The organism is Citrobacter sp. CK206, from assembly GCF_030333125.1.
In the GTDB taxonomy this organism is placed as follows: domain Bacteria; phylum Pseudomonadota; class Gammaproteobacteria; order Enterobacterales; family Enterobacteriaceae; genus Citrobacter_B; species Citrobacter_B koseri.
Genome location: NZ_JAOWGM010000021.1, coordinates 1 through 13565, shown reverse-complemented (window position 1 = coordinate 13565; position 13565 = coordinate 1). Strand labels below are relative to the sequence as shown.

13 protein-coding genes, 2 tRNA genes and 1 pseudogene are annotated in these 13565 nt (G+C 51.8%); 7 read left to right on the top strand and 9 right to left on the bottom strand.

Features of this window, described 5'->3' with window-relative positions:
* The first annotated feature begins 24 nt into the window (after nt 1–24).
* Nucleotides 25–765, top strand: coding sequence for a peptidoglycan meso-diaminopimelic acid protein amidase (dpaA, locus tag OGX81_RS03115; protein WP_012133778.1), 741 nt, complete (start codon nt 25–27; stop codon nt 763–765).
* Here the strand turns inward: dpaA and OGX81_RS03110 are convergent.
* Nucleotides 736–1503: a class II glutamine amidotransferase gene (locus tag OGX81_RS03110; protein ID WP_012133779.1), complete on the bottom strand. Its 768-nt coding sequence runs from the start codon at nt 1501–1503 to the stop codon at nt 736–738. The genes dpaA and OGX81_RS03110 overlap by 30 nt on opposite strands.
* A 130-nt stretch (nt 1504–1633) precedes the next feature.
* Nucleotides 1634–2212, bottom strand: a complete 579-nt coding sequence (lpcA, locus tag OGX81_RS03105) for a D-sedoheptulose 7-phosphate isomerase (RefSeq protein ID WP_024130646.1) — start codon at nt 2210–2212, stop codon at nt 1634–1636.
* Nucleotides 2213–2450: 238 nt separating this feature from the next.
* Here lpcA and fadE point away from each other — a divergent pair, with 238 nt between their 5' ends.
* A complete protein-coding gene (fadE, locus tag OGX81_RS03100; RefSeq protein ID WP_047458764.1) occupies nt 2451–4898 on the top strand; it encodes an acyl-CoA dehydrogenase FadE in 2448 nt (815 codons plus the stop codon).
* A gap of 107 nt (nt 4899–5005) precedes the next feature.
* On the top strand, nt 5006–5776 hold the full coding sequence (locus tag OGX81_RS03095) for an amidohydrolase (RefSeq protein WP_047458766.1): 771 nt from the start codon (nt 5006–5008) through the stop codon (nt 5774–5776).
* Between the two features lie 115 nt (nt 5777–5891).
* Here the strand turns inward: OGX81_RS03095 and OGX81_RS03090 are convergent.
* Nucleotides 5892–5968 (bottom strand) — tRNA-Asp (locus OGX81_RS03090).
* Between the two features lie 133 nt (nt 5969–6101).
* Complete coding sequence (dnaQ, locus tag OGX81_RS03085; protein WP_024130648.1) at nt 6102–6833, bottom strand: DNA polymerase III subunit epsilon; 732 nt, start codon at nt 6831–6833, stop codon at nt 6102–6104.
* 64 nt (nt 6834–6897) lie between these two features.
* Here dnaQ and rnhA point away from each other — a divergent pair, with 64 nt between their 5' ends.
* A complete protein-coding gene (gene rnhA, locus OGX81_RS03080; RefSeq protein WP_012133784.1) occupies nt 6898–7365 on the top strand; it encodes a ribonuclease HI in 468 nt (155 codons plus the stop codon).
* Here the strand turns inward: rnhA and OGX81_RS03075 are convergent.
* A complete protein-coding gene (locus OGX81_RS03075) occupies nt 7362–8084 on the bottom strand; it encodes a class I SAM-dependent methyltransferase (RefSeq protein WP_012133785.1) in 723 nt (240 codons plus the stop codon). The genes rnhA and OGX81_RS03075 overlap by 4 nt on opposite strands.
* Before the next feature lie 33 nt (nt 8085–8117).
* On the opposite strand from OGX81_RS03075, the gene gloB reads away from it, so the two are divergent.
* Nucleotides 8118–8873, top strand: a complete 756-nt coding sequence (gene gloB, locus OGX81_RS03070; RefSeq protein ID WP_104869056.1) for a hydroxyacylglutathione hydrolase — start codon at nt 8118–8120, stop codon at nt 8871–8873.
* 71 nt (nt 8874–8944) lie between these two features.
* Nucleotides 8945–10312 carry a murein transglycosylase D gene (gene mltD / locus OGX81_RS03065; RefSeq protein WP_047458772.1) on the top strand — a complete coding sequence of 456 codons (1368 nt, stop codon included), beginning with the start codon at nt 8945–8947 and terminating at the stop codon, nt 10310–10312.
* Between the two features lie 48 nt (nt 10313–10360).
* On the opposite strand, the gene OGX81_RS03060 is transcribed toward mltD, so the two are convergent.
* Entirely contained in the window at nt 10361–11131 is a 771-nt protein-coding gene (locus tag OGX81_RS03060) for a class I SAM-dependent methyltransferase (protein WP_104869057.1), read from the bottom strand.
* Nucleotides 11132–11207: 76 nt separating this feature from the next.
* Nucleotides 11208–12008: an endonuclease/exonuclease/phosphatase family protein gene (locus tag OGX81_RS03055; protein WP_024130650.1), complete on the bottom strand. Its 801-nt coding sequence runs from the start codon at nt 12006–12008 to the stop codon at nt 11208–11210.
* 299 nt (nt 12009–12307) lie between these two features.
* On the opposite strand from OGX81_RS03055, the gene yafC reads away from it, so the two are divergent.
* Nucleotides 12308–13222 (top strand): DNA-binding transcriptional regulator YafC, encoded by a 915-nt coding sequence (gene yafC, locus OGX81_RS03050; protein WP_012133790.1) that lies wholly within the window; start codon nt 12308–12310, stop codon nt 13220–13222.
* 24 nt (nt 13223–13246) lie between these two features.
* Here the strand turns inward: yafC and OGX81_RS03045 are convergent.
* Both OGX81_RS03045 and OGX81_RS03040 read right to left on the bottom strand, forming a co-directional pair.
* Nucleotides 13247–13324: pseudogene (locus OGX81_RS03045) on the bottom strand (hypothetical protein); the annotation flags it as partial.
* A 162-nt stretch (nt 13325–13486) separates the two neighbouring features.
* Nucleotides 13487–13563, bottom strand: a tRNA-Asp gene (locus tag OGX81_RS03040).
* Nucleotides 13564–13565 lie beyond the last annotated feature (2 nt).

Genomic DNA, 13565 nt, shown 5'->3' with positions numbered 1-13565 from the left:
CCGTTTTATCAAGGAATAAGCAGTATGCGTAAAATCGCATTTTTTCTTGCGATGCTTCTGATCCCGTGCGTCTCATTTGCCGGTTTGCTAAGCAGTAGCAGCCCAACCACGCCAGTCAGCAAAGAATATAAGCAGCAGTTGATGGGGTCGCCTGTCTATATTCAGATCTTTAAAGAAGAGCGTACTCTCGATCTGTACGTCAAGATGGGTGAGCAATATCAATTGCTCGACAGCTACAAAATTTGCAACTATTCCGGTGGCTTAGGCCCCAAACAACGCCAGGGTGACTTTAAAAGCCCGGAAGGTTTTTACAGCGTCCAGCGTAATCAGCTCAAACCGGATAGCCGTTTCTATAAGGCCATTAATATCGGTTTTCCGAACGCCTATGACCGCGCACACGGTTATGAAGGTAAGTATCTGATGATCCACGGCGCCTGCGTCTCCGTCGGTTGCTATGCCATGACCGACAGCGGCATTGATGAGATTTTCCAGTTTGTAACCGGCGCCCTGGTATTCGGGCAATCCAGCGTACAGGTGAGCATCTATCCCTTCCGCATGACCGATGCAAATATGCAGCGCCATAAGTATTCGTATTACAAAGATTTCTGGACGCAGCTAAAACCGGGCTACGACTACTTTGAGCAAACCCGTAAGCCACCAACAGTTTCCGTTGTTGATGGCCGTTACGTGGTCAGCAAACCGTTGAGCCATGAAGTGGTTCAGCCACAGCTGGCGTCAAACTATACGCTCCCCGAGACAAAATAATCGCCATTCGCCTGGCATAATCTTTTGCCAGGTTTCATTTCCCGTCAGCGGCTGCGTTGCAATCACGGTAACCACATCATTCGGTGTGGTTTGTGAACTGAAGTCGATTTCCACATCCTGGTCCAACAGCGTGGCAACGCCAAACGGCGCGCGGCGGGTGATCCAGAATAAATTGGTCGAGCAATAGGCCATAACATAGCGCCCGTCTGACAGCAGCATGTTGAAGACGCCTTTCTTACGGAGTTCTTCTGCCAGCGTCGCAATATATTTAAATACCGCCATCATATTGCCCGGCGTGCGCGGATAACGCTGCGTCAGCTTATGCAGCAGCCAGCAGAACGCTTTTTCGCTGTCCGTCTCACCAACCGGGCGAAAATTACCGGTTTCAAGCGATTTGTAGCCGTTGAGCTGCCCGTTATGCGCATACGTCCAGTTACGTCCCCAAAGCTCACGGGTAAACGGATGCGTATTTTCCAGCGCCACTTCCCCACGATTCGCCTGGCGAATATGGGCGACGACGGAACAGGATTTGATGGGATAGTCTTGCACCAGTCTGGCGATGGGCGAATTAAAACTGGGTTGCGGATCTTTAAATGTGCGACACCCTTTACCTTCATAAAACGTAATGCCCCAGCCGTCTTTGTGCGGCCCGGTTCCTCCACCACGCTGAACCAGCCCGGTGAAACTAAAGCAAATATCGGTTGGCACATTGGCGCTCATCCCGAGCAGTTCGCACATACATCACCTACCTTAAAACGCTGAACCGCCTGATGGCGCTGCGCTTATCAGGCCTGGACAAATCAAATGTAGGCCGGATAAGACGCTTTAACGTCGTCATCCGGCAAAAACACAGTAAAGAATTATCCGCTTACTTAACCATCTCTTTTTCGATCAATTGGATCAGGATATGAATCACTTTGATATGGATTTCCTGAATACGATCAGCATAACCGAAATGCGGCACGCGAATTTCAATATCCGCCGTCCCTGCCATTTTACCGCCATCTTTCCCGGTCAGGGTGATGACTTTCATTCCCTTCTCGCGTGCTGCGGCAATCGCTTTAATCACGTTACCAGAGTTGCCCGAAGTTGAGATCCCTAACAGCACATCCCCTTCACGGCCAACCGCTTCAACGTAGCGAGAGAAAACATAGTCGTAACCAAAATCATTACTGACACAGGAGATATGGCTGACGTCAGAAATAGCGATCGCCGGGTAGCCTGGACGGTTTTCACGGTAGCGACCGGTCAGCTCTTCGGCAAAATGCATCGCGTCGCAATGAGAGCCGCCGTTACCGCAGGAAAGTACCTTGCCACCCGCTTTAAAACTGTCTGCCAGCAGGACCGCCGCGCGCTGAATAGCGTGAATATTGGCTTCATCTTTTAAAAAATTGGCCAGCGTTTCCGCCGCTTCGTTCAGTTCGTTACGAATAAGATCCTGGTACATGAGGATATCCTTCAGCATGAATGTAATTGACAGATGCAGTGTACCGGATAGCGCAGAAAGCGAGAAGCACAAGCCACAGGAATGCCGCTGGCTTTTGATTTTTTGTGCCGGTGAAAACGGCAACAATGTGAGCTTCGTTGTAATTATTTTGTAAACACATTGCTAAAAGAAATGACATCCACTACAACCATATCATCACAAGTGGTCAGACCTCCTACAAGCAAGGGAGCTTTTCGTTATGATGATTTTGAGTATTCTCGCAACGGTTGTTCTGCTCGGCGCGCTGTTTTATCACCGCGTGAGCTTATTCCTCAGCAGCCTGATTTTACTCGCATGGACAGCCGCGCTGGGCGTTGCTGGCCTGTGGTCTATCTGGGTGCTGGTTCCTCTGGCCATTATCCTCGTACCGTTTAACGTTACGCCGATGCGTAAGTCGATGATCTCTGCGCCAGCGTTTCGTAGCTTCCGTAAAGTGATGCCGCCGATGTCGCGCACGGAGAAAGAGGCCATTGATGCCGGTACAACATGGTGGGAAGGCGATCTCTTCCAGGGCAAACCTGACTGGAAAAAATTGCACAACTATCCGCAACCGCATCTGACCGCTGAAGAACAGGCGTTCCTGGATGGCCCGGTAGAAGAAGCCTGCCGTATGGCGAATGATTTCCAGATCACGCACGAATTAGCCGATCTGCCGCCGGAGTTGTGGGACTACCTGAAAGAGCATCGCTTCTTCGCGATGATCATCAAGAAAGAGTATGGCGGCCTGGAGTTTTCGGCGTATGCGCAGTCTCGCGTGCTGCAAAAACTCTCCGGCGTTTCCGGGATTCTGGCGATTACCGTGGGCGTGCCTAACTCATTAGGCCCAGGTGAACTGCTGCAACACTACGGTACTGAAGAGCAGAAAAACCATTACCTGCCGCGTCTGGCGCGTGGTCAGGAGATCCCTTGCTTCGCGCTGACCAGCCCGGAAGCGGGCTCCGATGCGGGCGCAATTCCTGATACCGGCGTCGTCTGCATGGGCGAATGGCAAGGCCAGCAGGTGCTGGGTATGCGCCTGACCTGGAACAAACGTTACATTACGCTGGCCCCTATCGCGACCGTGCTGGGCCTGGCCTTTAAACTCTCTGACCCGGAAAAACTGCTAGGTGGCGAAGAAGAATTGGGTATCACCTGTGCGCTGATCCCGACCTCAACGCCTGGCGTCGAAATTGGTCGCCGTCACTTCCCGCTGAACGTACCGTTCCAGAACGGGCCTACGCACGGCAAAGATATCTTTGTGCCGATCGACTACATCATTGGCGGGCCGAAGATGGCAGGCCAGGGCTGGCGTATGCTGGTGGAATGCCTGTCGGTAGGCCGTGGTATCACGCTGCCGTCCAACTCGACCGGCGGGGTTAAATCCGTCGCGCTGGCAACCGGGGCATATGCCCATATTCGTCGCCAGTTCAAAATCTCTATCGGCAAGATGGAAGGTATTGAAGAGGCGCTGGCGCGCATTGCCGGTAACGCCTACGTAATGGACGCCGCAGCGTCGCTGATTACCTACGGCATTATGCTGGGTGAAAAACCGGCGGTGCTGTCAGCTATCGTCAAGTACCACTGTACCCATCGCGGCCAGCAGTCCATCATCGACGCAATGGACATTACCGGTGGTAAAGGCATTATGCTCGGCGAAAGCAACTTCCTGGCGCGTTCTTACCAGGGAGCGCCTATCGCCATCACCGTTGAAGGTGCGAATATCCTGACCCGCAGCATGATGATCTTCGGTCAGGGGGCGATTCGCTGCCATCCGTATGTTCTGGAAGAGATGGCCGCCGCACAAAGCAACGATGTGAATGCGTTCGACAATCTGCTGTTTAAACATATCGGCCATGTCGGTAGCAACAAAGTACGCAGCTTCTGGCTCGGTCTGACCCGCGGCCTGACCAGCTACACCCCAACCAGCGACGCAACGAAACGTTATTACCAGCACCTTAACCGACTGAGCGCCAACCTGGCCTTGCTGTCTGATGTCTCAATGGCGGTGTTGGGCGGTAGCCTGAAACGTCGTGAACGTATCTCCGCACGCCTGGGCGATATTTTAAGTCAGCTGTATCTGGCCTCCGCCGTACTGAAACGCTATGACGATGAAGGCCGTAACGAAGCCGATCTGCCGCTGGTGCACTGGGGCGTACAGGATGCGTTGTATCAGGCGGAGCAAGCGATGGATGAACTGCTGCAAAACTTCCCGAACCGTTTTGTTGCGGGTCTGCTGAACGTGGTGATCTTCCCAACCGGTCGTCACTACCTTGCCCCTTCCGACAAGCTGGATCATAAGGTCGCGCAGATTCTACAAGTACCGAGTGCAACCCGTTCACGTATCGGTCGCGGTCAATACCTGACGCCGAGCGAGCATAACCCGGTCGGTTTGCTGGAAGAAGCGCTGCTGGACGTAATAGCGGCAGATCCTATCCACCAGCGGATCTGCAAAGAGCTGGGTAAAAATCTGCCGTTTACCCGTCTGGATGAACTGGCGCATAACGCGCTGGCAAAAGGGCTGATTGATAACGATGAAGCCGCCATTCTGGTGAAAGCGGAAGAAAGCCGTCTGCGCAGCATTAACGTTGATGATTTTGATGCCGACGCGCTGGCGACTCAGCCGGTAAAGTTGCCAGAGAAGCAAGTGCGTAAAGTAGAAGCCGCTTAATCCTCATCTCCCCTGAAAGCCCCGCTTCTGCGGGGCTTTTTATTGCCACATTTTCGTTGATGCTCATGCTACAGTGTAAAAATGCTGTTCAACGAGGAGCCCCGATCGTGCCTGGTTTGAAAATTACCCTGTTGCAACAACCGCTGGTCTGGATGGACGGTCCGGCCAATTTACGTCATTTTGACAGACTGCTGGAAACCATCACCGGACGTGACGTCATTGTTTTACCTGAAATGTTTACCACCGGTTTTGCAATGGAAGCCGCACTTCAGTCACTCCCGCAAGAAGATGCGATCGACTGGATGCAGGCCAAAGCACAACAGACTGATGCCCTGATTGCGGGCAGCGCTGCGTTGCAAACCGAACGTGGCCCGGTAAACCGTTTTTTACTGGTTGAACCTGACGGCAACGTTCATTGCTATGATAAACGCCATCTGTTCCGCATGGCGGATGAACATCATCATTACCAGGCGGGCGATAAACGTGTTGTCGTTGAATGGCGCGGCTGGCGTATTCTGCCGTTAGTGTGTTATGACCTGCGTTTTCCGGTATGGTCCCGCAATCTTAATGATTATGACCTGGCGCTGTATGTAGCAAACTGGCCTGCTCCGCGTTCGCTACACTGGCAGGCGCTGCTCACCGCACGCGCGATTGAAAACCAGGCCTATGTAGCAGGCTGCAACCGTGTTGGCACTGACGGCAACGGGCACCATTACCGTGGGGACAGTCGGGTGATTAACCCGCAAGGAGAGATTATCGCCACCGCCGAGCCACATCAGGCGACACGTATTGATGCAGATCTGTCACTCACGGCGTTACGGGAATACCGCGAGAAATTTCCGGCATGGCAGGACGCCGACCCGTTCACGTTACGCTGATGATTGTTCATCCTTCTCTGCAACGATTCTGGCATTTCTACAGAGAAGGATAATTTATGTTGAAGGCTAAAACGACGAAAGCCTGAATCATTTCTGATTCAGGCTTTCTGAATAGTGGCGGAACGGACGGGACTCGAACCCGCGACCCCCTGCGTGACAGGCAGGTATTCTAACCAACTGAACTACCGCTCCGCGTTGTGTTCCTCTTGGGAACGAAGCGCATATTACGGATTGCCTCGCACCTCGTCAACGGTTTTTCTCACGTTTTGAATCGTTTGCTGTAAAAATCACCCGGACGGCTATTTTTACGTCGTAAAACCCCGAATTACGCCCGCCAGAGGCAACTTCCGCCTTTCTTCTGCACCAGGTCGAGACGCGACTCATGCGCCATCAGCTCTTCATCAGTCGCTAAAACAACGCGTAACTTGCTGGCCTGGCGGACAATACGCTGGATTGTCGCTTCACCCTGCTGCTGCTGCGTTTCCCCTTCCATTGAGAAGGCCATCGACGTTTGCCCGCCGGTCATCGCCAGATAAACATCGGCCAGAATCTGGGCATCGAGCAATGCGCCGTGCAGCGTACGTTTGCTGTTATCTATCTCATAGCGTGAACAAAGCGCATCAAGGCTGTTACGCTTGCCGGGGAACATCCTCCTCGCCAGCGCCAGGCTATCGGTGATTTTGCAGAACTCGCTTGTTTTCGGAATACCACGACTGAGCTTGGCGAACTCATAATCCATAAAGCCGATATCAAACGATGCGTTATGGATCACCAGTTCCGCGCCACGGATATACTCCAGGAAGTCGTCAACCACATCGGCAAAAACGGGTTTATCAAGCAGAAATTCATCCGCAATACCGTGTACGCCGAACGCTTCCGGGTCCACCAGTCGGTCCGGTTTTAGATAGACGTGGAAGTTATTGCCGGTAAGGCGGCGGTTCACGACCTCGACCGCACCGATCTCAATGATCTTATGGCCTTCGTAGTGGGCGCCGATCTGGTTCATACCGGTGGTTTCGGTATCGAGGACGATCTGTCGTGTAATTGCAGTGCTCATAGCGGTCATTTATGTCAGACTTGTCGTTTTACGATCGATTTCAATTACAGGAAGTCTACCAGAGATGCTTAAACAGGTAGAAATTTTCACCGATGGTTCTTGCCTGGGAAATCCAGGTCCAGGTGGTTATGGCGCTATTTTACGCTATCGCGGCCATGAAAAAACCTTTAGCGAAGGATATAGCCTCACAACTAACAATCGCATGGAGCTTATGGCGGCCATCGTCGCGCTGGAAGCGTTAAAAGAACATTGTGAAGTCACATTAAGCACGGACAGCCAGTATGTCCGTCAGGGAATTACGCAATGGATCCACAACTGGAAAAAGCGCGGCTGGAAAACAGCAGAGAAAAAGCCGGTAAAGAATGTCGATCTCTGGAAGCGCCTTGATGCCGCGCTGGGCCAACATCAAATCAAATGGGAATGGGTAAAAGGCCATGCCGGCCATCCTGAAAACGAACGTTGCGATGAGCTGGCGCGTGCGGCAGCGATGAACCCTACGCAGGAAGACGTTGGCTATCAGGCAGAGGCTTAAGCGTCTGGCTTACGGTATTGCCGGGTCGCGCCCACGGCCTGGCGAATCCGCGCTTTGCTTTTATTTTGTTTCATCGGGTTAAGCGTAAGCGGGATGGTTCGCTTACGCGCCACAATCAGTTGCAGGCAGCCCAGCGCCGGAATATGCGTGCTCAGCAGCTTTCCCCCTTGCTTTGACCAGGGTAAAACATGAAAACGGCTGTAGTGCAGCACTTCAAAATTCAATAACGAGAGCCAGTCCAGTTGGCGCATCAGCGTAAACATCCGGCTGTTATAAGGTGAAGATTTACGCAAGACGGGCACCAGCTTACGCAGGCCCATCAGGCTAATCGGGTTAAAACCACTCAAAACCAGCCAGCCATCATCAATTAACACCCGATCGGCTTCACGCAGTAACCGATGTGGGTCGACGCACCACGGTAGCGTATGCGCCAACAGACAAACATCAACAGACTTATCGGCAAAGGGAAGATGTAAGGGATCGGCCTGAACCTGGACGGGCGCGCCTTGCAGGGAAATATTGACTTGATGAGAAACGGCGCACGCTTCAGAGTTGATTTCTGCGCTTAAATTACCAATTTTAAGCAAATGAAAACCATACATTTTGGCGAACCACGGGTTAAGCTGATGCTCCAGCGCCTCACGATAGTATTCACCCCAGGGCAAATCGCCCCAGCGATGGGGAGCTATGACTGTTTGAGGGATCCTTGCCGGTTTCATCACAACCTTCCGCTACGCACTAAGAGGTAATTTATGAATCTTAACAGTATTCCCGCATTTCAGGACAATTACATCTGGGTTCTGAGTAATAATAAAGGTCGTTGTCTGATCGTTGATCCTGGCGAAGCGGCTCCCGTGCTAAACGCCATCAAAGAGAAGAACTGGCAGCCGGAAGCGATTTTCCTCACTCACCATCACCACGACCATGTTGGCGGCGTGAAAGAACTTCTTCAACATTTTCCGCACGTAGTGGTTTACGGACCGGCAGAAACACAAGATAAGGGAACCACGCGCGTAGTCAAAGATGGCGATAGCGCCCTCGTTTTAGGGCATGAATTTAGTATATTTGCCACACCGGGTCACACTTTAGGACATATCTGTTACTTTAGCCACCCTTACCTTTTCTGCGGCGATACCCTTTTCTCTGGAGGTTGTGGACGCCTGTTTGAAGGTACAGCCTCACAGATGTATCAATCACTTAAAAAAATCAGCGCCCTTCCTGACGATACGCTGATTTGTTGCGCACATGAGTATACTTTAGCAAACATGAAGTTTGCATTGAGCATCCTACCGCACGATTCGTTCATAAATGAATATTATCGTAAAGTTAATGAGTTACGCGCAAAAAACCAAATTACACTCCCCGTAATTCTGAAAAATGAGCGGAAAAATAATATTTTTTTGAGAACGGAAGATCCTGATTTAATTAATGAAATAAACAAAGAAACAAAGTTGCAACAACCTGAAGAGCGTTTTGCCTGGTTAAGGTCAAAGAAAGACAGCTTCTGACAATTCCTACTTGTCATTGGCGAACTTCGCCGTTATGATCGGTCGTCTTTTAAGCAACTATTGACACACACATGAAGGCAAAAGCGATATTACTCGCCTCTGTCCTGCTTGTGGGGTGCCAGTCGTCTCAGAACACTGGCAACGTCCAACAGCACGCACAGAGCCTTTCTGCAGCTGGTCAAGGGGAAGCAGGAAAGTTTACGAGTCAGGCACGATGGATGGACGATGGGACGTCTCTCGCGCCAGATCAAGACTTGTGGGCTTTCATTGGCGACGAGCTAAAGATGGGAATTCCGGAGAACAACCGGATACGCGAACAGAAACAGAAGTATTTACGCAATAAGAGCTATCTCCACGATGTAACTTTACGGGCAGAGCCGTATATGTACTGGATAGCCGGGCAGGTTAAGAAACGTAACATGCCGATGGAACTGGTACTACTACCCATAGTGGAGAGCGCTTTTGACCCTCACGCAACGTCTGGCGCCAATGCCGCAGGCATCTGGCAGATCATTCCGAGCACAGGGCGCAATTATGGTTTGAAACAGACCCGCAATTATGATGCGCGTCGTGACGTTGTGGCTTCCACAACGGCCGCGTTAGACATGATGCAGCGTCTGAATAAGATGTTTGATGGCGACTGGCTGTTGACCGTTGCAGCTTATAATAGCGGCGAAGGTCGCGTGATGAAGGCAATCAAAGCGAATAAGGCGCGTGGCAAAGCCACCGACTTCTGGTCGCTTTCGTTACCTCAGGAAACGAAGCTGTACGTGCCAAAAATGCTGGCATTGAGTGATATTCTCAAAAACAGCAAACGCTATGGCGTGCGTCTGCCAACCACAGACGAAAGTCGTGCGCTGGCGCGCGTTCGTTTGAGCAGCCCGGTTGAGATGGCACAAGTTGCAGATATGGCGGGCATGTCCGTCACCAAGCTGAAGGCGTTTAATGCTGGCGTGAAAGGCTCTACGCTAGGCGTTAGCGGCCCACAGTACGTGATGGTGCCAAAGAAGCATGCAGAACAACTGCGTGAGTCTCTGGCTTCAGGCGAAATTGCTGCCGTACAGTCTACGCTGGTCGCAGACAATACGCCGCTGAACAGCCGTAGCTACAAAGTTCGCTCTGGCGATACGCTTTCCGGCATCGCGGCACGCCTTGGCGTGAGCACGAAAGATTTGCAGCAGTGGAATAGTCTGCGCGGATCTAACCTGAAAGTGGGCCAAAGTCTGACGATTGGCGCAGGCAGTAGCGCACAGCGTCTGGCCAACAACAGCGATAGCATTACCTATCGTGTGCGGAAAGGTGATTCGCTTTCGAGTATCGCCAAACGTCACGGGGTGAACATCAAAGATGTGATGCGCTGGAACAGCGATACAGCAAATCTGCAACCAGGCGATCAGCTAACGTTGTTTGTGAAGAACAGCAGCACACCTGACTCCTGATAGCATGACTCAGAAAAGGCACTGGTTTCCCCCCAGTGCCTTTTTTATTTATGCCGCTTTATGCGCCTCAACCATAATCGTATCGCTGGTAAACGAACCGTCCTCCTGCAAAGCGAAATACGCTTTTACCTCCGCGGATGCGCTCTTCTGATACAAACGAATAGCCTCAACCAGCGCCGCAGGCGTACGCATTCTCGCTACCCATGAACTGAACTCCAGCGGTAAGCGGTCCGTTAACAACGTATCGACAATCAGATTCGCATCATTCACCAGAGACAGCCACTCACCGCTGGAGTAGTTACGTACATGAGAAGTGTCGCGTAACGCTTCTACAGTCTGTAACCAGATATCGCGCACCGGATGCCCAGGCGACATCACATCCATCATAATCAACACGCCACCCGCTTTCAGGACCCGGTTGGCTTCACGCAGTGCCTGCCCAACATCATGCCAGTGATGTGCAGAATAGCGGCTAATCACAACATCAAAGGCGTGATCCTCAAACGGCAGATTTTCAGCATACCCCTGTCGGGTCGCGATATTTTCTAAACCTTTCCCTTTCGCCGCCTGTACGACGACCTCAAGCATCTGCGAAGACAAATCGTAAGCCACCACCTGCTTTACGTTCTGCGCAGCAATAAAACTGGCGTGCCCGGCGCCACATCCCATATCCAGTACGCTGGCATGCGAAAAAGAGGACAGCCGTTCCGCCAGTCGCTGTAAGTCACGACCAGAAGCATGAACGGTACTGGTTAAATAGGCATTTGCCTGAGAGCCAAACTGCTTTTCGACGTTGTCATGGTGGGAGTGTGTTGTCATCGTGTTGTCCTTTGGTTGTTTGCAAAATAAAGGGCAGCACCACTTCAGGCCTGCCCCACGGCAGACCTGACACACCTTATTGTTCAGGTTTGCCGGGACTGAATTCAACGAGTAGCGGGTTATGATCGGACGCGCGCGTGACCAGTACGGAAGCCTCGCTAACGTTTAAACCTCGATAAAACACAAAATCAAGAGGACGGCCAAACGCCCGTCGGCGCTGATCGTCAGTAAAACGCACCTGGCGCAGGGACATCTCGCGCGCAAAGCGATACAGCGCATTCATTCGTGGTCGGCTCCAGGCATTGAAATCACCGGCCATAATCACCGGGCCGCTGTGATGCGCAATTTGATCGCCAATAGGAAGTAACTGCTTACTGTACACATCCACCCCAAGGCTGAAGTTAACGGCGTGAATGTTTACCACCATCAATAATCGCGTATCAGGCAAAGGATAAACGGTCACCAGCGCTGACTTCGCCAGACGTAAAATGGGCTCACGTTCGCGCAGCGGACAACAGTAGACGGGATGAGCAGCAGAAAGCGTCATAACACCCGAAGGATGCTGAGGTAACACAAAAGCAGGAACCTGATCGGCTGCAAGATAGTTAGCGGTCGCAAACTGCACCAGTTCGGGCGTGGTTTGCGCTTCCTGTAATAAAACCAGGTGCGCATCTTTGCCAAAGTTTTTCAGCACCGATAACCATTCGGCCCGCTGCTGTTTAAAGATATTCCACACCAGGATCCGAATGCGGTCTTCACTGCTTAACGGCACTCCGGCGGGTAATGCCTGGCCAATACTCGCAAACGACCCAGGCGGTAAAATCCGCTCGGCGGGTTGTCCGGCAATATAGCGCATGGCATAAGTATTTTTTCGCACGTTTGACTTTAAAACCTCTGTAACGTCAACCAGCCCGGGCACGGACTGGTTATTCTGTTATAGGGATTTTAGCTCACACTTTCAACGAGCAGTTACATATTGTTTTGTAAGCAAGCGCTTACCTCCGTAAATTTAACCAGGAACAGCGCGAACTGGCCTATCCAACCGATCACAGGTTAACGCCGTCAGAACAGGCGCTCCGGCCACCACACCTCACGCGCAGATTGAAACCAACAGCCCAGGATGTTTTAATGAAAAAATAGCCAAAATATCAATATAATTTTGCTTCAGGTGCAAAAATGAAAGCCACTTCAGAAGAACTCGTGATATTTGTTGCCGTAGTCGAAAGCGGTAGCTTTAGCCGCGCTGCGGAGCAACTTGGACAGGCGAATTCTGCGGTCAGCCGGGCAGTCAAAAAGCTGGAAATGAAACTGGGCGTGAGTCTGCTTAATCGCACAACACGCCAGTTGAGTCTGACGGAAGAAGGCGAACGTTATTTTCGTCGCGTGCAGTCGATACTACAAGACATGGCCGCCGCTGAAACGGAGGTGATGGAAACGCGAAGCACTCCACGCGGTCTGTTGCGTATCGACGCCGCCACGCCGGTGATACTGCACTTTCTGATGCCGCTGGTTAAGCCTTTTCGCGAGCGTTATCCAGAAATGACGCTATCACTGGTTTCCTCAGAAACATTCATCAATCTGATTGAACGAAAGGTCGATGTCGCCATACGTGCCGGGACACTGACCGATTCAAGCCTGCGCGCCCGCCCGCTCTTTACCAGTTATCGAAAGATTATCGCGTCGCCGGATTATATTGCCCGCTTTGGCAAACCCGAAACCATTGAAGAGTTAAAACAGCATCTATGTCTCGGATTCACTGAACCGGCTTCGCTCAATACATGGCCTGTAGCATGCAGCGACGGACAACTCCATGAAATCAGCAGCGGTCTGTCGTCAAATAGCGGTGAGACGCTCAAGCAGCTTTGTCTGAGTGGTAACGGGATCGCCTGCCTGTCTGACTATATGATTGATAAAGAAATCGCGCGGGGAGAGCTTGTGGAGCTGATGGCCGATAAGCGCCTACCGGTAGAGATGCCTTTCAGTGCCGTTTATTACAGCGATCGTGCGGTCAGTACCCGCATTCGGGCGTTTATCGATTTTCTCAGCGATCATGTAAAAACAGCCCCCGAAGGAGCTGTAAAAGAGGGTTAAGGATACAGAGAGAGTGTTAGCCGATCAGTCCCACTCTGGCGCCAGACCTTCCGGGCTGACAAGGCGATCGTTGCAGTCCAGTGCGGCAATCGCCTTTTTTGCCCAATCCACGACCTTGCGGTTTTGCAGATACGGAGACAGTTCAATTTGGTTATTTTTATGCGGAAAAAGATCGTAGAACGCAGAGGATTTTTGCGAAATAAGCAATAATGGAACAGCAGGCAAGAAAAAAGCCCTGAGCGTTAGCTCAGGGCTCTTAATAAGTGGCGGAACGGACGGGACTCGAACCCGCGACCCCCTGCGTGACAGGCAGGTATTCTAACCAACTGAACTACCGCTCCAC